Annotated in this window: 24 protein-coding genes, 1 tRNA gene and 3 pseudogenes; 22 read left to right on the top strand and 6 right to left on the bottom strand. The window is 60.2% G+C overall.

Annotated elements, in window-relative coordinates; genetic code table 11:
- The first annotated feature begins 4 nt into the window (after nt 1–4).
- Nucleotides 5–1,075, top strand: coding sequence for an AI-2E family transporter (locus GN234_RS11180; protein WP_109755884.1), 1,071 nt, complete (start codon nt 5–7; stop codon nt 1,073–1,075).
- A gap of 117 nt (nt 1,076–1,192) precedes the next feature.
- Here the strand turns inward: GN234_RS11180 and GN234_RS11175 are convergent, their stop codons facing one another.
- Entirely contained in the window at nt 1,193–1,666 is a 474-nt protein-coding gene (locus tag GN234_RS11175) for a peroxiredoxin (RefSeq protein WP_109755883.1), read from the bottom strand.
- Nucleotides 1,667–1,676: 10 nt separating this feature from the next.
- Nucleotides 1,677–2,237: a glycine cleavage system transcriptional repressor gene (locus GN234_RS11170; RefSeq protein WP_003184325.1), complete on the bottom strand. Its 561-nt coding sequence runs from the start codon at nt 2,235–2,237 to the stop codon at nt 1,677–1,679.
- Nucleotides 2,238–2,553: 316 nt separating this feature from the next.
- Here GN234_RS11170 and dapA point away from each other — a divergent pair, with 316 nt between their 5' ends.
- From dapA to GN234_RS11125, 10 genes and pseudogenes are all read left to right on the top strand, one after another.
- Entirely contained in the window at nt 2,554–3,432 is an 879-nt protein-coding gene (dapA, locus tag GN234_RS11165) for a 4-hydroxy-tetrahydrodipicolinate synthase (protein ID WP_176688484.1), read from the top strand.
- Nucleotides 3,433–3,449: 17 nt separating this feature from the next.
- A complete protein-coding gene (gene bamC / locus GN234_RS11160; protein ID WP_176688483.1) occupies nt 3,450–4,565 on the top strand; it encodes an outer membrane protein assembly factor BamC in 1,116 nt (371 codons plus the stop codon).
- 4 nt (nt 4,566–4,569) lie between these two features.
- The gene (locus GN234_RS11155) at nt 4,570–5,328 is read left to right on the top strand and encodes an MBL fold metallo-hydrolase (protein WP_109755881.1); all 759 of its coding nucleotides are present in this window, start codon (nt 4,570–4,572) and stop codon (nt 5,326–5,328) included.
- A gap of 27 nt (nt 5,329–5,355) precedes the next feature.
- The gene (purC, locus tag GN234_RS11150) at nt 5,356–6,069 is read left to right on the top strand and encodes a phosphoribosylaminoimidazolesuccinocarboxamide synthase (RefSeq protein ID WP_116831670.1); all 714 of its coding nucleotides are present in this window, start codon (nt 5,356–5,358) and stop codon (nt 6,067–6,069) included.
- Between the two features lie 83 nt (nt 6,070–6,152).
- Nucleotides 6,153–6,242, top strand: a tRNA-Ser gene (locus tag GN234_RS11145).
- Nucleotides 6,243–6,771: 529 nt separating this feature from the next.
- Nucleotides 6,772–7,179: a hypothetical protein gene (locus GN234_RS11140; RefSeq protein ID WP_176688482.1), complete on the top strand. Its 408-nt coding sequence runs from the start codon at nt 6,772–6,774 to the stop codon at nt 7,177–7,179.
- On the top strand, nt 7,179–7,835 hold the full coding sequence (locus tag GN234_RS11135) for a hypothetical protein (protein WP_176688481.1): 657 nt from the start codon (nt 7,179–7,181) through the stop codon (nt 7,833–7,835). Before GN234_RS11140 ends, GN234_RS11135 begins: the two co-directional genes overlap by 1 nt.
- A gap of 207 nt (nt 7,836–8,042) precedes the next feature.
- Nucleotides 8,043–8,771 (top strand): annotated as a pseudogene (locus GN234_RS30310) (MCP four helix bundle domain-containing protein); the annotation flags it as partial.
- A 117-nt stretch (nt 8,772–8,888) separates the two neighbouring features.
- The gene (locus tag GN234_RS30305; protein WP_371925648.1) at nt 8,889–9,677 is read left to right on the top strand and encodes a methyl-accepting chemotaxis protein; all 789 of its coding nucleotides are present in this window, start codon (nt 8,889–8,891) and stop codon (nt 9,675–9,677) included.
- A 12-nt stretch (nt 9,678–9,689) separates the two neighbouring features.
- Nucleotides 9,690–10,436: a phytanoyl-CoA dioxygenase family protein gene (locus GN234_RS11125; RefSeq protein WP_176688479.1), complete on the top strand. Its 747-nt coding sequence runs from the start codon at nt 9,690–9,692 to the stop codon at nt 10,434–10,436.
- A gap of 11 nt (nt 10,437–10,447) precedes the next feature.
- Here GN234_RS11125 and GN234_RS11120 read toward each other — a convergent pair whose 3' ends face one another.
- The 3 genes and pseudogenes from GN234_RS11120 to GN234_RS11110 all read right to left on the bottom strand — a co-directional run.
- On the bottom strand, nt 10,448–10,816 hold the full coding sequence (locus tag GN234_RS11120) for a cupin domain-containing protein (protein ID WP_109755873.1): 369 nt from the start codon (nt 10,814–10,816) through the stop codon (nt 10,448–10,450).
- A 100-nt stretch (nt 10,817–10,916) separates the two neighbouring features.
- Nucleotides 10,917–11,723 (bottom strand): AraC family transcriptional regulator, encoded by an 807-nt coding sequence (locus tag GN234_RS11115; RefSeq protein ID WP_176688478.1) that lies wholly within the window; start codon nt 11,721–11,723, stop codon nt 10,917–10,919.
- A 332-nt stretch (nt 11,724–12,055) separates the two neighbouring features.
- Nucleotides 12,056–12,238: pseudogene (locus GN234_RS11110) on the bottom strand (YegP family protein); the annotation flags it as partial.
- Between the two features lie 302 nt (nt 12,239–12,540).
- Between GN234_RS11110 and GN234_RS11105 the strand changes: the two are divergent.
- The 6 genes and pseudogenes from GN234_RS11105 (at nt 12,541) to GN234_RS11080 (ending at nt 18,314) form a co-directional block, all read left to right on the top strand.
- Nucleotides 12,541–13,509 carry a glycosyltransferase family 2 protein gene (locus GN234_RS11105; RefSeq protein WP_176688476.1) on the top strand — a complete coding sequence of 323 codons (969 nt, stop codon included), beginning with the start codon at nt 12,541–12,543 and terminating at the stop codon, nt 13,507–13,509.
- Between the two features lie 2 nt (nt 13,510–13,511).
- Nucleotides 13,512–14,219 carry a class I SAM-dependent methyltransferase gene (locus GN234_RS11100; RefSeq protein WP_109755870.1) on the top strand — a complete coding sequence of 236 codons (708 nt, stop codon included), beginning with the start codon at nt 13,512–13,514 and terminating at the stop codon, nt 14,217–14,219.
- A 44-nt stretch (nt 14,220–14,263) separates the two neighbouring features.
- On the top strand, nt 14,264–14,599 hold the full coding sequence (locus GN234_RS11095) for a GtrA family protein (RefSeq protein WP_109755951.1): 336 nt from the start codon (nt 14,264–14,266) through the stop codon (nt 14,597–14,599).
- Nucleotides 14,596–16,681: pseudogene (locus GN234_RS11090) on the top strand (DUF6311 domain-containing protein). Before GN234_RS11095 ends, GN234_RS11090 begins: the two are co-directional and overlap by 4 nt.
- Nucleotides 16,682–16,921: 240 nt before the next feature.
- Nucleotides 16,922–17,845 carry a LysR family transcriptional regulator gene (locus tag GN234_RS11085; protein ID WP_176688475.1) on the top strand — a complete coding sequence of 308 codons (924 nt, stop codon included), beginning with the start codon at nt 16,922–16,924 and terminating at the stop codon, nt 17,843–17,845.
- A gap of 103 nt (nt 17,846–17,948) precedes the next feature.
- A complete protein-coding gene (locus GN234_RS11080; RefSeq protein WP_176688474.1) occupies nt 17,949–18,314 on the top strand; it encodes a 5-carboxymethyl-2-hydroxymuconate Delta-isomerase in 366 nt (121 codons plus the stop codon).
- 3 nt (nt 18,315–18,317) lie between these two features.
- Here the strand turns inward: GN234_RS11080 and GN234_RS11075 are convergent, their stop codons facing one another.
- On the bottom strand, nt 18,318–19,250 hold the full coding sequence (locus tag GN234_RS11075; protein WP_176688473.1) for a LysR family transcriptional regulator: 933 nt from the start codon (nt 19,248–19,250) through the stop codon (nt 18,318–18,320).
- 521 nt (nt 19,251–19,771) lie between these two features.
- On the opposite strand from GN234_RS11075, the gene GN234_RS11070 reads away from it, so the two are divergent.
- From GN234_RS11070 to GN234_RS11050, 5 genes are all read left to right on the top strand, one after another.
- Complete coding sequence (locus tag GN234_RS11070) at nt 19,772–21,154, top strand: glutamine synthetase family protein (RefSeq protein ID WP_109755866.1); 1,383 nt, start codon at nt 19,772–19,774, stop codon at nt 21,152–21,154.
- Nucleotides 21,155–21,319: 165 nt separating this feature from the next.
- Entirely contained in the window at nt 21,320–22,969 is a 1,650-nt protein-coding gene (locus GN234_RS11065) for a phosphoethanolamine transferase (RefSeq protein WP_163854974.1), read from the top strand.
- Between the two features lie 68 nt (nt 22,970–23,037).
- Nucleotides 23,038–23,679: a class I SAM-dependent methyltransferase gene (locus GN234_RS11060; RefSeq protein ID WP_109755864.1), complete on the top strand. Its 642-nt coding sequence runs from the start codon at nt 23,038–23,040 to the stop codon at nt 23,677–23,679.
- A gap of 121 nt (nt 23,680–23,800) precedes the next feature.
- Nucleotides 23,801–24,934 carry a ribonuclease D gene (rnd, locus tag GN234_RS11055; protein WP_176688472.1) on the top strand — a complete coding sequence of 378 codons (1,134 nt, stop codon included), beginning with the start codon at nt 23,801–23,803 and terminating at the stop codon, nt 24,932–24,934.
- Nucleotides 24,931–25,224 carry a YcgL domain-containing protein gene (locus GN234_RS11050; protein ID WP_053120094.1) on the top strand — a complete coding sequence of 98 codons (294 nt, stop codon included), beginning with the start codon at nt 24,931–24,933 and terminating at the stop codon, nt 25,222–25,224. The genes rnd and GN234_RS11050 overlap by 4 nt, the downstream gene beginning before the upstream one ends.
- The last annotated feature ends 97 nt before the right edge of the window (nt 25,225–25,321 follow it).

Below are 25,321 nucleotides of genomic sequence, written 5' to 3'. Positions count from 1 at the left end.
TTTAATGTTCAAAGTGTTACGCGACTGGATTCAGCGCTACTTCTCCGATGAAGAGGCTGTGGTCCTGGCGGTGCTGCTGTTCCTGGCCTTTACCGCCGTGCTCACCCTGGGTGGCATGTTGGCGCCGGTGTTGGCGGGGATGGTGCTGGCGTACCTGATGCAAGGGTTGGTCACGACGCTGGAGCGTCTGCGGCTACCCGGCACGGCAGCGGTTGGACTGGTGTTCGCCCTGTTCATGGGTGTGCTGGTGGTGTTTGTCGTGGTGATCGTGCCGCTGCTCTGGCATCAACTGGTGACTTTATTCAACGAGTTACCAGGGATGCTCGCCAAATGGCAGTCCCTGCTGTTGCTGTTGCCTGAGCGCTATCCGCACCTGGTGTCCGATGAACAGGTGCTGCAGACCATCGAAGTGGTGCGCGGTGAGATTGGCAAGTTCGGCCAATGGGCACTGACGTTTTCGCTGTCCAGCCTTCCGCTTCTGGTCAACATCATGATCTACCTGGTGCTGGTACCGATCCTGGTGTTCTTCTTCCTCAAGGACCGGGAAATGATCGGGCGTTGGGTCCGTGGCTACCTGCCGCGCGAGCGGGCGCTGATTACCCGGGTGGCCCAGGAGATGAATCGGCAGATCGCCAACTACATCCGCGGCAAAGTCATCGAGATTTTCATCTGTGGCGGCGTGACTTATATCGGCTTCGTCGCCCTGGGGCTCAATTACGCTGCCCTGCTGGCGCTGCTGGTGGGCATTTCGGTGGTGGTGCCTTATGTCGGCACCGTGGTGGTGACCGTGCCGGTGGCCTTGATTGCGCTGTTCCAGTGGGGCTGGAGCGATCAGTTCATCTACCTGATGGCGGTCTACGGGATCATCCAGACGCTGGATGGCAACGTGCTCGTCCCGCTGCTGTTCTCCGAGGCGGTGAACCTGCATCCAGTGGCGATCATCTGTGCGGTGCTGCTGTTTGGCGGGCTGTGGGGGTTCTGGGGGGTGTTCTTTGCGATTCCCCTGGCGACGCTATTCAAGGCTGTGCTGGATGCGTGGCCGAGCAAGGAGCCGGTTGTGGCGCCGCTTCTATAGCTGATTCTGATGGCCTCATCGCGAGCAGGCTCGCTCCCACATTGGACTGAGGGTGTTAATCAATTCCCTGTGGGAGCGAGCCTGCTCGCGATAGCGCCAGTACAGGCAGCAAAAATTTCAGCCTTTGTTGAGGGACTGGGCCGCCGCCAACACCGCATCCACATGCCCCGGCACTTTCACGCCACGCCATTCCTGGCGCAGCACGCCGTTCTTGTCGATCAGGAAGGTGCTGCGGTCAACGCCCAGGTATTCCTTGCCATAAAGCTTTTTCAGCTTGATCACGTCGAACAGCTGGCAGACGGCTTCGTCCTTGTCGCTGATCAGTTCGAACGGGAACTCCTGTTTGCACTTGAAGTTCTCGTGGGACTTGAGGCTGTCCCGGGAGACTCCGAACACTTCGGTGTTGGCGGCCTGGAACTGCGCGTACTGGTCGCGAAAACCCTGGCCCTCGGTGGTGCAGCCGGGGGTGCTGTCCTTGGGGTAGAAGTAGATCACCACCTGCTTGCCCTTGAGGGCGGCGAGGCTGACGGTCTGCCCGCTGGTGGCGGGCGCCTGGAAATCGGTAACCGGCTGGTCGACGGCAACGGCCATGAACGCTTCCTTACATTGGGTTTTGTGGGCGCCACGGTTCGATCAGGGCATCCAGGTTCATCGCATCGGCGAAGTCCAGGAACTGATCGCGCAGCCAACTGATCTGGGTGCCGGCCGGCAGGGTCACGGTGAACGTGGCATTGAGCATGGTGCCGCCGGTCTGTGGTGCCTGATAGGTATCGCAGGTCAGGTTTTCCAGCTCGACGTGATGGTCCATGAAGAACTGGCACAGCTCGTTGATGATGTCCGGACGGTAGGCCGAGCTCACATAGGCCACGTAGGGCAGGGCCTGGGGACGGTTCTCCAGCGCGGCGCTACGCACCACGTTGACGGTGAAGGCATGCTTCTTGGCCAGCACCGGCAGGCTGCCTTCCAGGCGAGCCAGGGCGTCCCAGCTGCCGGAAATCTCGAGCACGAGCGCACTGCATTCGCCATGACGGGTCAGGCGTGAGGTTACGACGGCGCAGCGATTTTCATGGCTGGCGCGGCACAGGACGTTAGTCAGCTCCATGGGGTTGGCGCCAAGGGCACTGATAACAAGGAATTGTTCGCGGACTGTGGGGGTGGACATGCAGCATTCCTAAAGCGATGAGCGGTCGGTACTTCTGCAGCTCGACACGGCGTCAGGCCCGGATAAACGAACGACTCAAGCCCTGTGCCTGGGGTTGCGCTGCATTCCGAGGACGGCGGGAATGCATCAGGACAAACGCAGGATCGGGGCTTGTGGCGACGAAAACGGAGGCTGGGAACCGGTGAATGAGCTTATCAGTACCGATCAAAGCCTGAAGGGTAGCGAAAACCATCGCCAAGGGGAATGGTAGTTCGCTTGTACAAGCATCTTGGCGCCAGTACCATTACCGCTCTCTTTTTCCGGCAGGAGCGGTTTCATGATTGCGGGCAGTATGGTGGCACTGGTCACACCCATGGATGCACAAGGGCATCTTGACTGGGCCAGCCTCAGCAAACTCGTGGACTTCCACCTTGAGAACGGCACCCATGCCATTGTCGCCGTCGGTACTACCGGCGAGTCGGCAACCCTCGACGTCAATGAGCACATCGAAGTCATCCGTGCCGTGGTCAAGCAGGTCAACGGTCGCATCCCCGTCATCGCCGGCACCGGCGCCAACTCGACCCGCGAGGCCGTCGAGCTGACCCGCAACGCCAAGGAAGCCGGTGCCGACGCCTGCCTGCTGGTCGTTCCGTACTACAACAAGCCGACCCAGGAAGGCTTGTACCAGCACTTCAAGCACATTGCCGAAGCCGTCGACATCCCGCAGATCCTCTATAACGTTCCCGGCCGCACCTCCTGCGACATGCAGGCCGAGACCGTGATCCGCCTGTCCACCGTGCCGAACATCATCGGCATCAAGGAAGCCACCGGCGACATGAAGCGCGCCAAGGCCATCCTCGATGGCGTGAGCAAGGACTTCATCGTGCTGTCCGGCGATGATCCGACCGCGGTCGAGCTGATCCTGCTGGGCGGCAAGGGCAACATCTCCGTCACGGCCAACGTTGCCCCGCGCGAAATGGCCGACCTGTGCGAGGCCGCGCTCAAGGGCGACGCCGAGACTGCGCGGGCACTCAACGAAAAACTGATGCCGCTGCACAAAAACCTGTTTCTCGAAGCCAACCCGATCCCGGTGAAGTGGGCCTTGGTTGAAATGGGCCTGATGCACGAAGGCATCCGCCTGCCACTGACCTGGCTGAGCACCCCTTATCACGAACCGCTGCGGCAGGCCATGCGCCAGTCCGGCGTCCTGGTTTAATTGAGGAAGTACAACGCATGAAGCGAATGGCCGGACTTTCCGCACTTGCCTTGATTATCTCCAGCACCAGCGGCTGCGGATGGATCTGGGGGCCGGAAGGTTATTTCCGCGACCGGGGTAGCGATTACCTGCAAGCGCAACAGACTGCACCGATGCAACTGCCGCCAGACGTCAACGTCGCCAAGCGCCTGGATCCGCTGCTGCCGATTCCACGCAACGTCGCCGACGACAGCGTCAAGGGCGAGTACATCGTCCCACGTCCACAGCCGCTGTCGGCCGTGGCCGACGCCAGCGACTACACCCTGCAGAAGAGCGGCGATTCCAGCTGGGTCATGGGCCAGCATCCACCGGCCGAAGTCTGGCCCGTGGCGATCCAGTTCTTCCAGGACAACGGTTTCCGCCTGGACGAACAGCGCCCGCAAACTGGCGAATTCACCACCACCTGGCAGCGTTCCGATGAACTGTCCGCCGCCATGGCCAAGCGCCTGAGCGCCGCCGGTGTCGCGGCCGACAGCGAAACCCGCGTGCGAGTGCGTATCGAGCCGGGCGTGCAGCGCAACACCAGTGAAGTCTATGTGGTCAGCGCCGAGCGACCTGCCGGCAGTACCGCCGACGTGGCCTTCACCAACCGTTCGGTCAATACCGGCCTCGACGCTGCGCTGGTGGACGACATGCTTGCCAGCATGAGTCGTACCGCAGAGCAGGGCGGTTCGGTCTCGATGCTGGCGTCCAAGGAGTTCGATGCGCCGAGCCGCGTCAGCCTGAGCGAAGACGGCAGCGGCAACCCGGTGCTCAACGTCGGCTCCGACCTGGACCGTGCCTGGTCGAGCGTTGGCCGTGCGCTGGAGCAGGGTGAGTGGCGGGTTGAAGACATCAACCGCAGCCTGGGCCTGTACTACATCAACCTGGCCGAGAAAGCCGAGAAGAAAGACGAGAAGCCTGGCTTCTTCGGTAGCCTGTTCGGTAGCAAGCCGGACAAGGAAGAAATCGAAGCCCGCGCCGAGCGTTATCAGGTTCGCCTGAGCAAGGTCGGCGACAACGTCCAAGTCACCGTCGAGAAGAACATCAACACCGTGGCGCCGGCCGATGTGGCCCGCAAGGTGTTGAGTGTGATTCAGGACAACCTGGGCTGATCCGATGCGTTTCGCCGTTCTCGGCAGCGGTAGCCAAGGGAACGGCACGCTGGTAGCCAGCGCTGGTACGTATGTGCTGGTCGATTGTGGTTTCTCCCTGCGGGAAACCGAGAAGCGCCTGTTGCGCCTGGGCGTGCACCCGGCGCAACTGAGCGCGATACTCGTGACCCACGAACATGCCGACCATGTGCATGGCGTGGGTTTGCTGTCTCGGCGCTACAATCTGCCGGTGTACCTGAGCCGTGGAACACTGGAAGGCCTGCGCAAACCCATCGAGCCGGCCGGTTTCGTGGCCGGTGGCGAGCAACTGCGCATCGGTAGTCTGGATATCAGCGTGGTCAGCGTGGCACACGATGCCCGGGAACCGACGCAGTATGTGTTCAGCGACGGTGAGCGACGTTTCGGGTTGTTGACCGACCTGGGTTCGTACTGCGACAGGGTCATGGACAGTTACCGGGACCTCGATGCATTGATGATCGAGTCCAACCACTGCCGCGACATGCTGGCCCGTGGTTACTACCCGTACTTTCTCAAGCAGCGGGTAGGCGGGGAGCACGGACATTTGAACAACCACCAGGCAGCGTTCCTGGTGGCCGAGTTGGGCTGGCAAGGCCTGCAACACCTGGTCCTGGCCCATCTGAGCAGCAAGAACAACCTGCCGCAGCTGGCCCGGCAATGTTTTGTCGACACCCTCGGGTGCGACCCGGACTGGCTACAATTGGCCGATCAAGATTCAGGGCTCGACTGGCGACATATCGCCTAGCCCACTACTTAGCAAGCGGAGCCCATCATGGAAAAACGTGAAGAACTCTACCGCGGCAAAGCCAAGTCGGTTTACAAGACCGACGACGCTGACCGCTTGATCCTGCTGTTTCGCAACGACACCTCGGCGTTCGACGGCAAGCGCATCGAACAGCTGGATCGTAAAGGCATGGTGAACAACAAGTTCAATGCCTTCATCATGCAGAAGCTCGAAGCCGCCGGTGTGCCGACCCAGTTCGACAAGCTGCTGGGCGACAACGAATGCCTGGTCAAGAAGCTGGACATGATCCCGGTCGAATGCGTCGTGCGTAACTACGCCGCCGGCAGCCTGGTCAAGCGCCTGGGCGTGGAAGAGGGCATGAAGCTCAACCCTTACACCTTCGAGCTGTTCCTGAAGGACGACGCCAAGGGCGACCCGTTCATCAACGAATCCCACGTCGTGGCATTCGGTTGGGGCACCGCCGAGCAACTGGCCCGCATGAAGGAGCTGTCCCTCAAGGTCAACGAAGTGCTGACCAAGCTGTTCGACGACGCCGGCCTGCTGCTGGTGGACTTCAAGCTTGAATTCGGCGTGTTCAGCGACGGCTCCATCGTCCTGGGCGACGAATTCAGCCCGGACGGCTGCCGCCTGTGGGACAAGGACACCAAGAAGAAGATGGACAAGGACCGCTTCCGCCAGGGCCTCGGTGATGTCATCGAAGCCTACGAAGAAGTCGCCCGTCGCCTTGGTGTGCCGCTGTAATCGACGCAAGCATCTGATAGCACGGAAAAAATTTCGCTCGGGGGTTCGCTTCCGGCGAATGTGCTGGTATGATGCGCGCCACTGGAGAGATGCCGGAGTGGCCGAACGGGACGGATTCGAAATCCGTTGTACTGGCGACAGTACCTAGGGTTCAAATCCCTATCTCTCCGCCATTATTGTGTATGACTAAGCCCCTGAAATGGTTGAACATTTCAGGGGCTTTTTCGTTTTCGTCACATTGATTAGGGCTTTTTTAAGACAGATTCGTGTGTACTTGAGTCCGCTCCAGGCCCGCTCCGGCTGTCTACTACGCCAGAGTGTCTGCCTTGTAGCTTTGCATGTCATTTGTTGGCGTAAGAAGATTCCCTGCTGCAGCAATTGCGTCCCTCACTTTTTATCCCCGGGAAAACAGTGAGCCAGACCACAATTATGAGACGGGGCGATTATGTGAACTCAAAGTCGTGGTCCGTCCCTGAGGGATTCCTACCTCACACCCGTTTTTTCACGTAGCCCAGGATTTGGCGCACGAGCCGACAAACAAAGAAATCCTCCCTTATTTGCGTTTAAGCCAGTCATCTGCTTGGCTTGCGCATGGTCACTGGGGTAGAGCGGGCAGTCTGATTGATAACGCACCCGTTAACGGACAACCGCCCGGCAAGGTGTTTTCGACGGTCCTAAAAGGATTTTCCTGGAGGCTCAACGATGATCTATGGAGTTTTGGCCTACGTACAACAGTTCTACAACTGGCTGACGACGGGCAATAACATGACCCCTCCAGAAAATGCCGGTGGCGCGGCACCCGTACGTGCCCAAGTGGTGCAAGGTGGTGGCCATCTGAATGTCCAGCAGCAGGGCCCGGGCATTCAGCAAAATGCTGGCATACCCCCGCAGAATGCGGGGCTCAACGGTGTTCCGTTTCCGCCTCCGCCGCCCATGAACGGGCTTAACGTCATGAACATGAACGTTGTTCCGGCTGCTCTCAGCTTGCAGGAGGCCCTCGTCAGTCGAGAAGTCCGGGCGTTGCGCGTGCGTGCCAACGTGCGGGCTCGACAGGGCGAGAGCGGTCATGTCCTGGCCCGGCATCATCCATCCCTGACGGACCAGCACTGATGGACAGGTTGTTGACCGGCCTCGATCCGGAGGGTGAGCCGGCTCCAACCAGCGGTGTCAGTTCGCGTTTTGCCTCCGAGGATGTGTTTTTCGAGTCGTTGCGGATGGTCCATGTCGCAATGACCAGCGCGCTTGCCAAGACGCGTCGCTTGCTCAAACCTAACCTGGATGCCTGTGCCGAGGCCGAAGCGCTGTTCCTTCATGCCGCAGGCGTTCAGCGGGGGCTTGCGCAAACGCAGCGAACAGAAGCCTATAGCGATTTGCGGTTGGCGATTCAGTCACTGACAACCTTGCCTGATCATCTTCCGGTGGAGTGGGACAATGTTCGACGCTGTGTCGTCCTGTATCCCAAATATGTCATCAACCTGCATCAGCGGGTTCAGGCTGGAACGGGGTTCTATGGCACCGGTCCGTTACCCAATACGGTTGTTAATGGTCAACTGCCAAAGGGGCTCGGAAAGCAACGGACGATGCAAATCTATGCGCGTGTACAGCCGTTCAATGGCCCAGCCGACAACACGCTCACCGTCTTCGTCACGCCTGATTCGCCGATGAATGCGTTTGGCCGCAAACACAGCGTCGAAAGCTGGGGATTGATTACTCATTACCCCCAATATCATGAGGAAGGTAACGTTCGCATCACTGGTAGCAATTGAAGCCAAATGTGGCGCGGGCGAGATCAGAAAAATCCCCCGGTACGCTTGCGTCCACTCCACCTTTTTATCCCGCCGAACACACTCCGCGATCTGTATAGACACAGCCTTCCCAACACCCAAAGCTTTGTAACAATTGGACAAATGGTCTATAGCTCAAGGCATGGCTGCCGATAGGCAAGCTAACCCCCATGAAAGGAGTGTCACCCCATGTTGCGGTTTTTCGCCGATCTAGGCTTCCGCTGGAAAATCACCCTGCCCATTGCGTTCCTGGCGCTGCTGTTGGTGCTGATGGGGTGGTCGGGTATGCGGGGCATCGGCCAGGTGACGGAGTCCAGCACGCAACTGACCAAGCGCTATCTGCCGGCCATCAGCCTGTTGCTCAACGCCGATCGCGATCTCTACCAGGCCTTTGTTGCCGAGCGCAGTCTGCTTGGGGGCAATGCGGGTAATCATTCCGAGGCACTGCGGGCCAGTCATCGAGATAATCTGAAGCAAGCTTATGATCGTGTGCAGAAATATGCCGCGATGCAACCCAGCGCCGAGGCGTTGGCGCTGGTCAGTCAGTTCAATGATCGTTTTGCACAGTGGTCGCAGGTTTCGCGGCAGGTCGTCGAGCAGGCCGCGAGCAATCCGCAGGTGGCCAGTGCGCTGAGTTTTGGTGACGGCGAAAGTAAGTTCGACACCATGCGTGATGCCATCGATAAGCTGGGTGAGCTGGAAGACGAAGCGTCGCTGCGCGAGGGGCAAGCAGCGATTGACCGTGGCCAGGCGGTTGGGGTGCAGCAGGGCGGTATCTTGTTGGTGGGTCTGCTGGGTTGCATCCTGCTGATCGTTGCCTTGCCGATGGTCGTGCTGCGTCCAATGCGTCGCCTGCTGCACCGTGTCGAGCAGATCGCCGAGGGCGGTGGCGATCTGAAGGGCCGTCTCGAAGTGCGTTCGGCTGATGAGTTGGGTCAGCTTGGCAGTGCGTTCAACCGCTTCCTCGATAAGCTACAACCGCTGATTGCCGAAGTGGGCCGGGTGACCGGGGAGGTCGATGCCGCGGCCCGCGCCATGGCGAATATGGCGGCGACCAATGATCAACTGATCAGCAGCGAACACGCGGCGCTCGACCAGGTCAGTACCGCCGCGACCCAGATGAGTGCCGCTGTGCATGAGGTGGCACACAATGCCGTGAACGCGTCGGACGCCGCGCAGCAAGCCAGCAGTCAGTCTCGCGATGGCACCGAGGTGGTCAGCAGCACCATCGAGTCGATCCGTCAGTTGGCCCAGGAAGTGGAGAGCGCCTCGGGCACCATCGAGGCTTTGGCCCAGGAAACTTCCAGCATCGGTGCCGTGCTCGAGGTGATCCGCGGCATTGCCGAACAGACCAACCTGCTGGCACTGAACGCTGCCATCGAGGCGGCACGAGCGGGCGAGCAAGGCCGTGGTTTTGCTGTCGTGGCCGATGAAGTCAGGGCCCTGGCGGCACGTACCCAGGATTCGACCAAGGACATCCAGGTTCGCATCGAGCGCTTGCAAAGCGGTGTCGCCAAGGCCGTGCAAGCCATGCAGGTCGGTAGCAGCAAGGCCCGTGACAGTGTCGAGCGCGCCGCGGGCGTCGATCAGGTGCTCAGTGGCACCAGCGGCTCGATCCAGCGGATCAATGACATGGCCGCGCAAATCGCCAACGCTTGTGAGGAGCAGAGCAGCGTCACCGAGGAGATTGCCCGCAACATTTCCGACATCCGCGACTTGTCCAACGAAGCGGCAGCGAATTCCGCCCAGAGCATGCAGGCCAGCCAACAGCTTTCCAACCTGTCACAAAACCTGGCAGGGTTGATCGGCCGCTTCCGCACCTGAGGCAGGTGCGCGGTGGACACCAACGACAGTCTCCAAGCATTGCATCAGGACGGTTTCGTCCTGCTGCCCGCGGTACTGAGTGCCACACAGGTTGCCGACCTGCGCCACGCCATCGACCAGTTGAAGCCTGAGCATTGGGACTACAGCGGCGTCATCGATCATTACAAATGTGTGTTCAATCGTGATCCGTTCTGGCTGTCGTTCCTGGATGTGGCCGGGGTGATCGAACTGGCCGAGGCGGCGCTGGGCGATGATTGCCATGTCATCGGCCAGACAGCCTGGCGCTGCCATCCCGGTTTTGCCGGGGCACCGTTGCACCTGGATCACCTGGTGATGGCGTTGCCGCCCAACCTGTTGGCTGACCCGACCTTTGACCTGCCGATGCAGGTGTTCACCGCGCAGTTTTACCTGGATGACATCGACGCCGACTTGAGCCCGACCCAGGTGATTCCTGGCAGCCACAAGGCCGGTCGAGCACCGCTAGCGGGCGAAACGCAATGGCAAGGGCGCCCCGCGCAGCCAGTACTGTGCAGGGCGGGCGATGTGCTGATTCTGCGCAGCGAACTATGGCATGCCGGCAGTGACAACCGCACCGTCGACCGCACGCGGTACCTGCTCCAGGTGCACTACGGTCGGCGGATGGTCGCGCAGAAGTTCTCACCCTATCTGCACTGGCAGTTCAATCCTGAGGTCCTGGCCGCCGCGACACCTCGCCAGCGGCGGTTATTGGGCGAGCACCAGGAAGCTGAATACGATTGAGCCTGGCTCAATCAGATCCACACATCGTTGACCGCCGTTCGTTCATTGGTTTCGTCGCCGGTATTGATGACGCCGCGAGGCTCGATCAACAGCAGTTTCACTTCCTGGGCGGCGCAGGGCTTATGCTCCACACCTTTCTTGACCACATACATCTCGCCCGGGCCAATCGTCACCGCACCGTCGCGAAAGTCGATGCGCAGCTCGCCCTCCAGCACGATGAAGGTTTCATCCGTATCGGCGTGGGCGTGCCAGACGAAGTCGCCTTCGAGCCGGGCGATCTTGAATTGGTAGTCGTTCATTTCGGCCACGACTTTTGGCATCCACTGTTCCTGGAACAGGGTGTATTTCTGGGCGAAGTTGATGGGGGCGTAACGGGTCATCGAGGATGCTCCTTGGTGGGTGGTGCGTCCTACTTTATTGCTCGAGCCAACGTCGCGTATTGGATGATCGTGCAGCTTTTCGCGGCGCGCAGTCGCTGTCTTAGCGCAGCATGTTCAGCCAGCGTGCCGGTGAAATACCGAAGGCCTGGGTATGCAATCGGGTCATGTGGCTCTGATCGAAAAAACCACAGGCCAGGGCCACTTCGCTCAAGGGCGTGCCGTGGAAGGCCAGGCGCCGGGCTTCGCTCAAGCGCCGCTGGGTGATGTAGCGATAGGGGCTGGTGCCGTACAGCGCCCTGAAATCCCGGGACAGGCTCCATCGATCCCGGCCGCTGGCCTGCACCAGGTCGTCCAAGGTGATCACCTGGTCGAGGGCGTCGTGGATGAACAGGCGGGCACGCTCTGCCGCCGGGTAGTCGATCAGCCGCCGTCCCCGCCTGTTGCCTGCCGCGATATCCAGTGCCTGGGCCACATCGTAGATGGCGTCTTCTTCTTCCAGCGGGTCGAGGGGATGATCCAGGCTGTTCAACAGTCGACGGGTCGCGATGTTGAGGCGAGGGTCGTTGGACAATCCACCTTCGATAAAGGGCAATGGCTTGCCCCCCAGCACGTGCTGGATCACCGACGGTTCTATGTAGAACATCCTGTAGCGAAAACCCTCGCTCGTCCCTGCTTCGCCATCGTGTACCTCGTCCGGGTGCAGGACGATGGTTCCGCCGGGCTGACTGTGGCGTTTGCTGTGGCGGTAGTTGAAGCTCTGCACGCCCGAAAGCGTAATTCCGATGGCGTAGGTGTCATGGCGATGGGTGGTATAGCCATGCCCGCTGAAATAGGCCTCGATGCGCTCCATGTTCCTCGACTCGGGCGCCCGCACCAGCCAGTCGCGGTTAGGGATTGATCGAGTCATTGCACCGGCCTCCTGCTGTTGTCCGTATACCCTACCTGCCTGGAAACTTTCGTCACAGCAAAAAAAACTCCGCCTGTTCACTTGAGGCGATTGAGCCTGTGGCGAGGGGATTTATCCCCGTTGGGCTGCGCAGCGGCCCCCAAACCAGGCAACTCGGTGTGCCAGGAGGATTGAGTTCACTGCTTTAGGGCTGCTGCGCAGCCCAGCGGGGATAAATCCCCTCGCCACAATGATCAGACAAGCCGGTGAAGATGAGCTCAGGTCGAGCCCGCAAGCTGCCCGTTCGTCGAGCAGCTTGTCGGCCAATCCCACACAGCACAGTTCAGATCTCTTTTTACCGGCGCTTCACCCTGGACATTCTTGATCAGCCTGATGACATGAAGGCAGTCACTCTTGTTCACATAGGATTCGCCACTGGCGATCGTTTCATGGTTGCCGGCTCGCAAACGCCAGCGCCATTGGCCTTTTCCGGTGCTGGGGGTGCCTCGGGTCTGTCGATAGATTTCAAAATACATGGGTTCGCTCCCTGCGATTCATTCAGTCAAGACATGCGTTGGACATGTGGCTGCAAGCCTATCCAAGTGGGTGGTTTTGGCTACGGGGAATTCGTTTCCATTGGTTATCAAATATTGCTGGGTATGAGCCCGGATCGAGTATTCGACTTTATGCGTGGAAAAAGTCATGTTGCGAACATGCAGTCTGCTGAAGTTCCAGTTTGATCCTTGCGTTGCCTTCTCCGGTCCTGCTTAATACGTTTCGACGCCAAGGGCCGGAAGCCCGATGGGACTGAAAACACTATAAGAAAAAGAGCCATCAAGTGACTGAATATCCAGGAGTGGATCTGCAAGGTCGTCTAGCGCTTTCGCTTGTCATTCCGGTCTACAACGAAGTCCAGTCCATCGATGTGTTCATGGCCAGGATCGACCAGGTCTTTGCCCATGAGTCGCTGTTGGACCTGGAGCTGGTGTTCGTCAACGACGGCAGTGTGGACGACACATTGGTGCTGCTGCTGGAACGGCAGAAGACCGACCCGCGCATCCGGATCGTCGACCTGAGTCGCAACTTTGGCAAGGAGGCGGCGTTGAGTGCCGGCCTGCAAGCCGCCCGTGGCCAGGCGGTGGTGCCGATCGATGTCGATCTGCAAGACCCTCCCGAAGTGATCCTGGAAATGATCGCCCATTGGCGCAACGGTGCCGAAGTGGTGCTGGGGCACCGGATCAACCGCAACTCCGACTCCTGGGCCAAGCAGGTTTCCGCCAACGGGTTTTACCGGCTGCACAATAAAATCGCCGACCACAAGTTGCCGGAAAATGTCGGCGATTTTCGCTTGATGGATCGCTGCGTGGTCGATGCGTTGCAAACCCTGCCTGAATCGCGCCGCTTCATGAAAGGGCTGTTCGCCTGGGTCGGGTTCCGGACCACCTACGTGGACTACGTCAGACCTGAACGGGCGGCCGGCGTAAGCAAGTTCAATGGCTGGCGCCTGTGGAATTTTGCCCTTGAAGGCATCACCAGCTTCAGCACCGAACCGCTGCGTATCTGGACCTACCTGGGACTTTGCGTCTCGCTGGTGTCCTTTGCGTTCGCCATCTTCATCGTGCTGCGAACCCTGATTTCCGGAGTTGACCTGCCAGGTTATGCCTCGCTGATGGTGGCGGTCACCTTCCTGGGCGGGTTGCAACTGATCGGCATCGGCGTACTGGGTGAATACCTGGGCCGCACCTATATCGAATCCAAGCGCCGACCGGTTTTCCTGGTGCGGCGCATCTATGACGCCAAGGACTGACCATGGACCTCAAGGAAACCGACATCCTGGGCCCCGATATCGGGCAGCATTGGTACTACCGGTCGAAAGCGCGCGCCATGCTGCACATGCTCAAGGGCACTTCAGCCAATACGCTACTGGACGTGGGCGCCGGGTCGGGTTTTTTTTCCCATCACCTGCTGACCCATACCGCAACGGCCCAGGCCTGGTGCGTAGACATCAGTTACCCGGCCGACTCCGATGCCAGCACCGCCGGGAAACCGGTGCGTTATCGTCGGGCGGTGGACTCGCTGGACGCCGACCTGGTGCTGCTGATGGATGTGCTGGAGCACGTGGACGATGACGTGGGGCTGCTCAAGTCTTATGTCGACAAAGTGCCGTCCGGCAGCCGCTTCCTGATCACCGTGCCGGCATTCCAGTTCCTCTGGAGCGGCCATGACGATTTTCTCGAGCACAAGCGCCGTTACACCCTCAAACAGTTGGAGACCGTCGTGGCACAGGCCGGTTTGCAGGTCCAGCAGGGCGCCTATTACTTCGGCCTGGTATTCCCCATTGCCGCCGGCCTGCGCCTGTTGCAACGCAAATCCCACGGGGCACCCAAGTCGCAGCTTGCGCGGCATCATCCGCTGGTCAATGGCGTGTTGAGGTCACTGTGCAGCCTGGAACGTCCGATCATGGGCGCCAATCGTATTGCCGGTCTGACGGTGTTCTGCCTGGCGCAGAAGCCGTGACCTGGACGCACTCGCCGTTGCTGCGACGTGCCTTTCGCTTTGCCATGACGGGCCTGGTGGTCACTGCGGTCCATGTGGTGGCTGCCGTGCTGTTCGTGCACCTGATCCTGGAAAACCCGCCGCTGGCCAATGGTTTCGCCTTTGTGGTGGCGACCGTGGTGTCGTACCTGATCAACACCCTCTGGAGTTTTTCCAGCCGCTTGCATGGGCGGACTCTTGGCCGGTTCCTGGTGGTCTCGGCCGGTGGGTTCGGGCTGGCGATGCTGGTGGCCTGGGTGGCCCAGAGCCTCGGCCTGGGTTACCTGGCTGGCATCGCGGCCGTCGCGCTGATCATCCCCGTGTTCACCTTCATCCTGCATAATTTCTGGACGTATCGATGACCGTTCGCGGCAAGCATGACTTGGCTCCCTTGTTGCCCATACTGCTGGGTATTCTGGCGTTCCTGCTGGTGATCGGCCCCCGGGTGCTGGACCCGACGAACATCGCCTGGCTGGGGGAGGGCGATGCGGCGACCCACTACATGGGCTGGGCGTTCTTCCGCAGTTCGCCCTGGACCTTTCCGTTGGGCATGAACCCGTCCTATGGTTTGGAGTTGGGCAACGGCATCATTTTTTCCGATTCCAATCCGCTGTTGGCGTTTCTGTTCAAACCCTTCAACGCCTGGCTTCCCGAGACATTCCAGTATTTCGGTCTCTGGTTGCTGGCCTGTTTCATCCTGCAAGCCTGGTTCGCCTGGAAACTCGTCGGCCTGCTGACACCGTCGGTGTGGATCAGGTTGTTGGGGGCGGGCCTGTTTGTGTTTTCGCCGCCGATGTTCCTGCGCATGGGCGGGCACCTGTCGCTGTCCGGGCACTTCCTGATCCTGGCGGCCCTGTATCTGGCGCTGCGGCCCGGCCTGGAGAAGCGTCGGCTGGCCTGGGGCGGGTTGTTGGCTGCTACGGCGCTGGTGCATGCGTATCTGCTGGCCATGGTGGCGTTGATCTGGCTGGCCGATCTTGCCAGCAGGGCCGTCAAGGCTCGGTTATCCCGGCGCAATGCCTTGGTCGAGTTGTGCGGCTTGTTCCTGCTCGTCGCATTCTGCTGCTGGCAGGCGGGTTATTTCAGCGTGGGCGGCGGGACCGTGGCGGGCGGCTATGGGTTGTATCGCCTCAACGTCATGTCGCTGGTCAACCCCAGCGGCTGGTCTTACACCTTGCGCGACATGCCCCAGGGCCCCGGGGACTACGAAGGTTTCAATTACCTGGGATTGGGCGTCCTCCTGCTGGCGATCTGCGCCGGCGTGGCATTGCTGCAGGGCAACACCGGTCTGGCGAAGGCCGTGCGCCACCGGCGACTGTTGCTGTTGGCATTGATCGGACTGACGCTGTTCTCGCTGACCAACCACCTCGGCATCGGCATGCAGAATATGCATTACTGGCTGCCCAAGCCCCTCGAGCTTCTGGCAAACGTCTTTCGCGCGGCTGGCCGGATGTTCTGGCCGGTGTTCTACGCCATCGTATTTGTCGTTATCTTCGCGGTGATCCGCGGCAACAAGCCACGCGCAGCGGCGTGCCTGCTGGCTATCGCGCTGGTGGTACAAGTCCTGGACACCCGCGCGGGATGGGCCGGCCTGCGTCACAGTCGGATGACGCCGGTCGCCTCGAGTTGGCCCACGTCCATGAATGATCCGTTCTGGGCCAGCGCGGCCCGCCATTATTCGAAAGTCCGGACGCTGTTGCCGCAGAACCAGCCGGACAACTGGCTGCTAACCAGTCAATACGCCCTGACGCATGGCCTGGAAACCGATGGCGTGTACCTGGGACGCATGAGCGACCGGGCGATCGAGCAGGCCCAGCGACACACTGAGCAGATGCTCGCCAGCGGCCAGTACGCGGCGGATTCGCTGTACATCCTCGACCCTCGCGCCGCGCTCCAGGCGACGAAAACCGTCAACCGCCAAACCGACCTGTTGACCCGTATCGATGGCCTCGTAGTGCTGGCGCCGGGCTGGAAAACTTGCGCCCAATGCCCGCCGTTTGCCGACGAGACGTTGGACATGCAGGTGAAGATCGGTGAGCGCCAAGTGTTCAGCCGAATCAACGCCATGTTGGCCGACGGCTGGGGGCGCGTCGAGGAGTGGGGCACCTGGTCGGAAGGAACCGAGGCCGAGGTTGTTTTGCGCATACCGTCAGAGGCGCGTGCCATTTCGATCGAAGCGGCGGCGTTCGTGCAACCCTCGCACACGCGCCAGCGGGTGGAGGTCTCGATCAACGGTGTCGAGGCGCTGTCGACGCAGTTCACGCGCTTGCAGGACAACACCCTTGAACTGTTCCTGACTCCGGCCATTCGTGAAACGATTGGCGCGGATGGGCGGTTGCGCGTGCAGTTCCATTTACCCGATGCCATCAGTCCCAAGGCGCTGGGGTTGGGGAAGTGACGAGCGAGTCATGGGGCTGGGACTGAAATCGCTAACGGTTAAGTAGCTGTTCACCGTGGCGAGGGAGCTTGCTCCCGCTGGGCCGGTCCGACGCTTCGGGCGAAGCGGCTCCAAGACTTTGCGGTTGCCGCGTAACCGAGCGGGAGCAAGCTCCCTCGCCACAAAAGCAGGGGGCCTCTTCCAACTCTTTGGATGGTATTGCGAAGGCCATGGGCCTTTTGCGCATAGACGCACGACCCCCAGCATTTCTACACTGCATCCAGTCAAGGAATCAGGGGGGCAGTGGATGAACCGCAACGAATTGCGCAAGGCCGACATCAACCTGATGGTGGTTTTCGAAACGCTGATGCTTGAGCGTAACGTGACACGGGTGGCGGAAAAACTGTTCCTGGGCCAGCCGACCATCAGCTCGGCCCTCAATCGCTTGCGCAAGATGTTCAACGACCCGCTGTTCATTCGCGTCGGCCACCGCATGGAGCCGACGGCAAGGGCCGAGGAAATCATCCGGCATCTATCCCCAGCGCTCGATTCGCTGTCGGTGGCTTTGAGCCTGACCCACGACTTCGACCCCTCCAGCAGCACCATGACGTTTCGCATCGGCCTGTCGGACGACGTCGAGTTCGGCCTGCTGCCGCCACTGTTGAGCAGCTTGCGGCAAGAGGCGCCGCAAATCGTGTTTGTGGTCCAGCATGTCGATTACTGGCGCATCCCCGACTTGCTGGCCTCGGGCGATATCACCGTGGGCATCAGCCAGACTCGCGGGCTGCCGGCCAATGCCAAGCGCAAGCTGTTGCGACACATCCAGCCCCGCGTGCTGCGTGCCGATGCGTCGGACACACCGCTGAGCCTGGACGAATACTGCGCGCGGCCTCATGTGCTGGTGTCCCATACCGCGAACGTCGCCGGTTTTGCTGACGAATGGCTGGCCGAGATCGGACGCAAGCGCCAGGTCGTGCTGTCGGTGCCGCAATACAGCGCATTGCCGGCGTTGCTGGCCGGCACTGACCTGATTGCCAGCCTGCCGGACTATACCGCCGCCGCCATGGCCGCCTCGGGACAACTGTTCAACGAGCCCTTTCCCTTCAAGACCCCGACCCTGGATTTGTCCATGGTCTGGTTGAGCCATGTCGACAGTGACCCGGCCGAGCGCTGGTTGCGGTCGCGGTTGGAGGCCTTCATGGGCGAGCGAGGGGTCTTGGCGCACGCCTGACACCGGCCCGTGGCGAAACAAAACCTGCCTCAATCAAGAAAGTCGAGGTAAGGTTGTGATGGCTGACATCACCTCGTCATATTTTCGAATCGGAGTCGAACACATGCCTCACCTGCACCTGGAGTACACCGCCAACCTGCCTGAGCTGAAGGCCGATTCCGCGCTGATGCGCCTGAACAATGCGCTGGTGGCCTCCGGTCAATTTGGCGCCGAGTTGGATATCAAGAGCCGGGCCGTGAAGCACGAGACTTTTCGGGTGGGCACGAGTCTGGGCGAGCGGGGTTTCGTACACGTGAAGCTGGCCTTGCTCAGCGGCCGCTCGCCGGAAATCAAGAAACAACTGTCCGCTAGCCTGCTGGCGGTGATCAAGGACCTGGGGCCATGGCCCGCTGAGGTCAGCGTGCAGCTGTGCGTGGAGATCCTCGACATCGACCGGGAGTCGTATGCCAAGGCCTTGATCGGTCAATGACGATCAGGCGTCGGGTGGGGCGCAGGCCTTGATGATCTGTTCGCGCAACCAGGCGTTGGCACTGTCCTTATCAAGGGCCAGGCTCCACTGCATGTTCAAGGTAAACCCCGGCAGACCCTTGGGCACTTCGTGGTGATTGAAGATCGCCTCGTTGGCCAGCAGTTTCTGGATGCGGCGGGGCAGGGTCAGGATGAAGTCGGTGCCGGTGATCATCTTCAGTGCGGCACCGTAGCTGTTGGCGCGCGCGGCAATCTGGCGTTGGTGCGCCTGTTGCGATAGCCAGCCATCCACCATGTTGGTCGCTGACGTCCAGGGTGTCGGAAACACGTGTCGGCGCTGTACGAAAGATTGAAGACTCAGTTGCGGCTCAAGTGGTGTCGCCCGTTTATCCACGACACAAACCAGGTCTTCCTCCAGTAACTGCCGGGATTTGAAATCGGCATGGTTGCTGTGGAAATTCGGGCCGAAGCAGATCACCAGGTCCAGGCTGCCGTCGCGCAGTTCTTCGGCGGGAATGTCGGCTTCGAGCTTGTGCACGTTCACCACCACCGGCAAGTTGGCGTAATCGAAGCTTTGCAGCAGTGGCGGCAGGATCAGTTGTTCGAAATATTCCGGTGCGCAGATGTTGAAAGTAATGGCTTGTCGGGTCGGATCGAAGGTTGGCGTACCGGCATGGCACAGGTTGATGCTTTGCAAAATGGCGCGCACGTGATCGTACATGCCCTCGGCCTTGTAGGTGGGACGCATGCCCGTGCGGGTGTTGATGAACAACTCGTCTTCGAAACAGGTTCGCAGTTTCTTGAGGCAATAACTGACGGTTGACTGGCTGACGCACAATGCCTCGGACACGCCGGTGACACTGCTTTGCTCGTACACGGCGCTAAACACCATGAGGTCTTGCATGTCGAGCTTTCTGAGGGAGTTACTGTTCAGCATCCGTTCTGTCTCTCGCTGTGCTCCTTGCGCGGATTTTGCGCAAACCAGGCTGACGATCCTAGCGGAACGATCGTGCCAAGAGAATGCCGGGCAGGCGCTTTCATGGTCGGGAACGGGACAGATAATGTAGGGAACACGACGTCTCGATCAACGACTGTTTCGTTGGCCTATGTTTAGTTCGCTGCGATCCAAGCTCCATCAAATCCAGGTTTAACCTGCCAGGATGCCGTGGGACGCTTGCCCGATGTGTTTCCTGTGATGCGCTCATGGACGGTTGGCCCCTGGCAGTGCAATACCCTTCATCCGCCGCAGTCGATCCGGTCGGCAGGTTCACGCCTGCCATGGCCCCGACCCTCAGTGCGTTGCCCTCCGAGCTGGCCTTCTGGGCGCTCTGGCATTGCCGTCACGCGCGTCCTCCAGATATTCGTATTTCCTGTTGATCATTCACGGTGCTCGCGCAGTGGCGAGCACAGACTGACGGCGCCTTGTCGCCCGTCCGACATGGAAATACGAGCCTTCTCATGAGCCTTGCCAAGATTTCTTTCGCACCCGTAGAGCACGCCCAGGCGTTCCTTGCCCAGAACCCCGATATTGAACTGTTCGAGCTGTTCATTCTCGACAACAACGGCGTGCCCCGGGGCAAGTTGTTGCACCGGGACGAGTTGCTGGCGGTCTTTGAAAGTGGCCGGCCGCTGCCCAGTACGATTCTCGGGCTGACCATCAATGGCGACGATGTGGAAAATTCCGGGCTGGTGTGGGACGTCGGTGACATCGATTGTCGTGCCTATCCCATCAGCGGCAGCTTGCAGCGCATGCCGTGGCGGTCGATTCCCACGGCTGCCGTGCAGGTTGGCATGCATCCCCAGGAGGGAATGCCGGCGGCCATCGCCGATCCGCGTTATCTGCTCAGCCGGGTGATAGAGGCCTTGCAGGCCGACGGTTATTACCCGGTTATGGCGGCGGAGCTGGAGTTTTATCTGCTGGACACGCAACGCGACAGCCAAGGCCGACCACAGCCGGCGCCGGACGCCGACGGCGGTCGACCGCGCGCTACCCAGGTCTACGGTTTGCGCGAGCTGGAACAGATCGAGCCGTTCCTGGCCGACCTGTACGCTGCGTGCAAGCTGCAAGGCATTCCAGCCCGGACCGCCATTTCCGAATACGCACCGGGGCAAGTGGAGATCACCCTCGAACACCGCAGCGATGCGTTGCAAGCCATGGACGAGGCGGTGCGTTACAAGCGACTGGTCAAGGGGGTGGCCCACAAGCATGGCATGCAGGCGTGCTTCATGGCCAAGCCGTTCGATCACCTGGCGGGCTCCGGCATGCACATGCATGTCAGCCTGGCGGACCGCGATGGCCACAACCTGTTCGCCAGTGAGGCTGGCGACGGCACGCCGCTGTTGCGCCAGGCGGTGGGCGGGATGCTCGACACCTTGCTCGATTCGCTGTTGATGTTTTGTCCGAACGCCAACTCCTACCGGCGATTCCAAAGCAACAGCTATGCACCGCTGGCGGCGACCTGGGGCGTGGACAACCGCACCGTGAGCCTGAGAGTGCCGGGCGGCCCGGCATTCTCGCGGCACATCGAGCATCGCATCTGCGGTGCCGATGCCAACCCTTACCTGGCTGCGGCGGCGATACTGGCCGGCATTCATCGCGGCATACGTGAGCAGTGCGACCCTGGGGAACCTGTCGAAGGCAACGGCTATGCCCAGGCGACTGAGCTGTTGCCCACCGACTGGCTCACCACCCTGCATGCCCTCGAAGCGTCGGCCTGGGCGCGGGAAGCATTTGGCGCTGAATTTCTTGGCGTTTATCTGGCGGTCAAGCGCGCCGAGTACCGTCAATTCATGGGGGAAGTCGGGGAGCAGGATTGGCGCTGGTACCTGAATCAGGCTTGAAAACGGCTGGCCGCCTGTTTCTTAAATAATTATTTAGTAGCAACTTTTTCACGAAAAATTGATGGTGAGCTACCTAAAGTTTGTGTTGCCGTAGGAAATGAATTTTTCACATTTCCTACGGCACTTCTTTTTAAAAGAGCAACTTTCAGGAAACCGTCAACCATCATGCTGACCATTAAAGCCGTGCGCCCCGAGTGGGTGACGCTGGCCGCCAGTGCCTTTTTATTAGTGGGCTTCAACCTCGTTCTCTGGCAACACTTGCTGGCGATCACGACGGCTGACGCCCGCGGCCTGCTGATGTGCGTGGCGTTCGGCGTGATGATCTTCTGCGCGTTCAACCTGGTGTTGACGCTCGTGGCTTTCCGTCCACTGCTCAAGCCGGTGTTGATGCTGCTGTTCATGATCAGCGCCGGCGTGGCCTATTTCATGGCCCAGTACGGCGTATTGATCGACGCCGGCATGTTTCGCAACTTTGCTGAAACCAATGCCACGGAAGTCCGTGACCTATTGTCGCTGAAGTTGTTTATCTACCTCGGGTTATTGGGCGTGGTGCCTTGTTGGTTGTTGTTCAAGACACCGATCAACTATCGTCGCTGGCCTAAAGAGTTAATAAGTAAGTTGGTGGTCGGCGTGGCCTCGGCTGCGGTGATAGGCATGGTTGCCCTGGTCAACTACCAAGGCCTGTCTTCGTTGTTTCGCAACCACCACGAGTTGCGCTTGATGGTGGTGCCGAGCAACTACATCGGTGCTTCGCTCGGGTACTTGCGTGAGCAGGTCGCGTCGGCCAAGCAGCCATTCATCACGCTGGGCGAGGACGCCAGTCGCAACCCGGCCTGGCAAACCCATGGCCGCAAATCCCTGACCGTATTGGTGGTGGGCGAGAGCGCCCGGGCCGAGAACTTCGGCATCCTCGGCTATAACCGTGATACCACGCCGACACTGGATAAAGAGGCCGGGTTGATCGCCTTCACCGACGTGCATTCCTGCGGCACTGAAACCGCCGTGTCGGTGCCCTGCATGTTTTCCAACATGGGGCGCAAGAACTACGACGCCAGCAAGGCCAGAAATGAAGAAGGCCTGTTGGATGTGCTCAAGCGCGCCGGGCTGGAGGTGATCTGGCGGGATAACCAGTCCGGTTGCAAGGGCACTTGCGATCGGGTCACGTTGCAGGATGTCAGCAATCTCAAGGACCCGGACCTGTGCGCCAACAGTGAGTGCCGCGACGAGATCCTGCTCCAGGGGTTGCAGCATTTCATCGACACGCTCGACAAAGACACGGTGCTGGTGCTGCACCAAATGGGTAGCCATGGGCCGGAGTATTTCAAGCGTTATCCCAAGGAGTACGAACATTTCACCCCGGTGTGTGAAAGCAACGCGCTGAACAATTGCAGTCGCGAAAGCATCGTCAACGGCTACGACAACACGCTGGTGTATACCGATCATGTGCTGTCGACCCTGATCGATCTGCTGCGGGCCAACCAGGACAAGGTCGACACGGCCATGCTGTACCTGTCGGACCACGGCGAGTCCCTGGGCGAATACAACCTGTTTCTCCACGGCACGCCCTACATGCTCGCCCCGGAGCAACAAAAGCATGTGGCGATGCTCGCCTGGTTCTCCGACAGTTATCAGAAGTCTTTCTCGGTCGATACCCATTGCCTGCAACTGAGTCGGGAAAAGCCCCTGAGCCAGGACAACCTGTTTCACTCGATGCTTGGGTTGCTGGAAGTCAACAGCCAGGTCTACAACCGGGACCTGGACCTGTTCGCCAACTGTCGCGGCGCGGTGATCGACGGTGTCCTGGCGCGGGAGTGATGGCCTGGACCTTTTTTTCACGCGGCGTTGATTAACCTGTCATCCAATCTTTTCCAAGAGCCGTTTGTATGTCCAGGCTACCCCCTTCCACCGTCGAGCTTGAGTTCGCCAGGCAGCATGACCAGGAACATGCGCAGATCTGCTGCCAACCGGCGCCTCGGCGGTTGCGCCTGGCGTTCTGGCGCGACGAGCAAATGGTGCGCAACGCCCTGAAAGTGGCGGGCGAGCCTGGGTTGGTGCTGGATGTGGCCTGTGGGGCAGGGCGGTTCTGGCCGGTGCTGGCCGAGCACGCCAACCGGGTGATCCTGGCGGCGGACCCGTCGCCGGATATGCTCGAACACGCGCTTACTCACCATGGCGGCGCGCTGCTCCAGCGAGTCAAGACCTTCCCGAGTTCGGCGTTCACCATCGGGCTGTCGGCCAACGCGGTGGATTGTATTTGTTGTCTGCAACTGTTCCGTCATGTCAGCGCCAGCGAACATCGCCTGGCGCTGTTGCGCGAATTTCATCGGGTCAGTCGCGATACGGTCATCGTTTCGCTGCAAATCGAAGGGCGTCTCAAGATTGGTCAGGCGCCGCAACGAAGCCTGGCCGACAAGGCCGATGTCGAAGCCGAGTTTCGCCAGGCCGGTTTTAGCGTGCTCTGGTATCAGGATTTCCTGCCCGGTTTTGCGCTGACGCGTGTTTATGTACTGCGTAAGACCGGTTAAGTCCTGATGTAGGACTATTCTTGCTTTTTCGCAGGCGATTTCTCTTAGGCTGCTGCTCTATGGATGCTCGCAATCGCCGGCGGCGATATATACTGCGCGCCATTCTTCAAGGGAGAGCCGTGTGGCCATCGATATTCACTGGATTCGCGACAACGATAGCCTCGGTCAGTTTTGCGCCGAGTGGCAGCAGTTGCCATTCGTCGCCCTCGACACCGAATTCATGCGGGTCGACACCTTTTATCCTATTGCCGGTTTATTGCAGATCGGCGACGGCCAGCGTGCCTACCTGATCGACCCCTTGACCATCGACAATTGGCAACCCTTGGCCGCGCTGCTGGAAAATCCGGCGGTGCTCAAGGTGTTGCACGCCTGCAGCGAAGATCTTGAAGTGCTGCTGCGCTTGACTGGCAGCCTGCCTGCGCCGCTGTTCGATACTCAACTGGCTGCCGCTTACCTGAACCTGGGCTTCTCCATGGGCTATTCGCGGCTGGTGCAGGAAGTGCTGGGTATCGAGCTGCCCAAGGGCGAGACTCGTTCCGACTGGTTGCAACGGCCGCTATCCGAGACGCAGATCAGCTACGCGGCAGAGGATGCCGTGCATCTGGCAGAAGTTTTCGTACAGCTGCGCCCGAAGCTTTCCGACGAAAAATACAGTTGGGTCCTGGAGGATGGTGCCGAACTGGTGGCCAACCTGCGTCGCGAAGTCGACCCGTACGAGGTCTACCGCGAGGCCAAGCTCGCCTGGAAACTGTCCCGCGCCCAGTTGGCCGTGCTGCGCGAGCTGTGCGCCTGGCGCGAACGCGAGGCGCGGGCCCGTGACCTGCCGCGCAATCGCATCATTCGCGAGCATTCGCTGTGGCCCCTGGCCCGCACCCAGCCGGATAACCTCGGCGCGCTGGCGAAAATTGAAGACATGCACCCGCGCACCGTGCGCCAGGACGGCCAGTTTCTGCTGGACCTGATCCAGCGCGCCGCCAGCGTGCCGCCCGAGCAATGGCCACCGGCCGTGGCCGAGCCGTTGCCCATCGAGGCGTCGGCGCTGGTCAAGCGTCTAAAGGCGCTGGGGCAGGCTGAAGCCGAGCGCCTGGGGATCGCCCCGGAGTTGATGCTACGCAAGAAAACCCTCGAAGCGCTGATCAAGAGCGGCTTTCCCGAGGGCCCTTACCAATTGCCCGATTCGCTGCGTGGCTGGCGCCGCGAATTGATGGGCCAGGCGCTGCTCGACAGCCTGGCCACTGCCGGAGAACAGCCTTGAAACGTATCTGCTCCATCTACCGAAGCTCGAAGAAAAACGAGATGTACCTGTATGTGCTCAAGAGCGATGCCTTGAAGCGTGTGCCGGAGCCCCTGATGGCTGCCTTTGGCAAGGCTATCCACGCCTTCGACCTGGTGCTGAGCCCCGAACGGGAGCTGTCCCGGGAAGACATCAACAAGGTGCTGGAAAACCTCGACACCCAGGGCTATCACTTGCAGATGCCGCCGGCCGAAGACGAGTACATCGAGCATTTACCCGAAGAGTTGTTGCGCCGCAACGACCCGGTCTGACGGTAATCGGAGGTGCCTGTTCTGGGGGCCTCTTGAAACACACTGGAATGGTTTATTGACGACGATCGCATGGATGGAGCGACACTCTGTCGGCGGT

The organism is Pseudomonas bijieensis (assembly GCF_013347965.1).
GTDB lineage: Bacteria > Pseudomonadota > Gammaproteobacteria > Pseudomonadales > Pseudomonadaceae > Aquipseudomonas > Aquipseudomonas bijieensis.
Note: the sequence above shows the minus strand (reverse complement) of the source record. Positions and strands in the feature narration are given on the sequence as shown.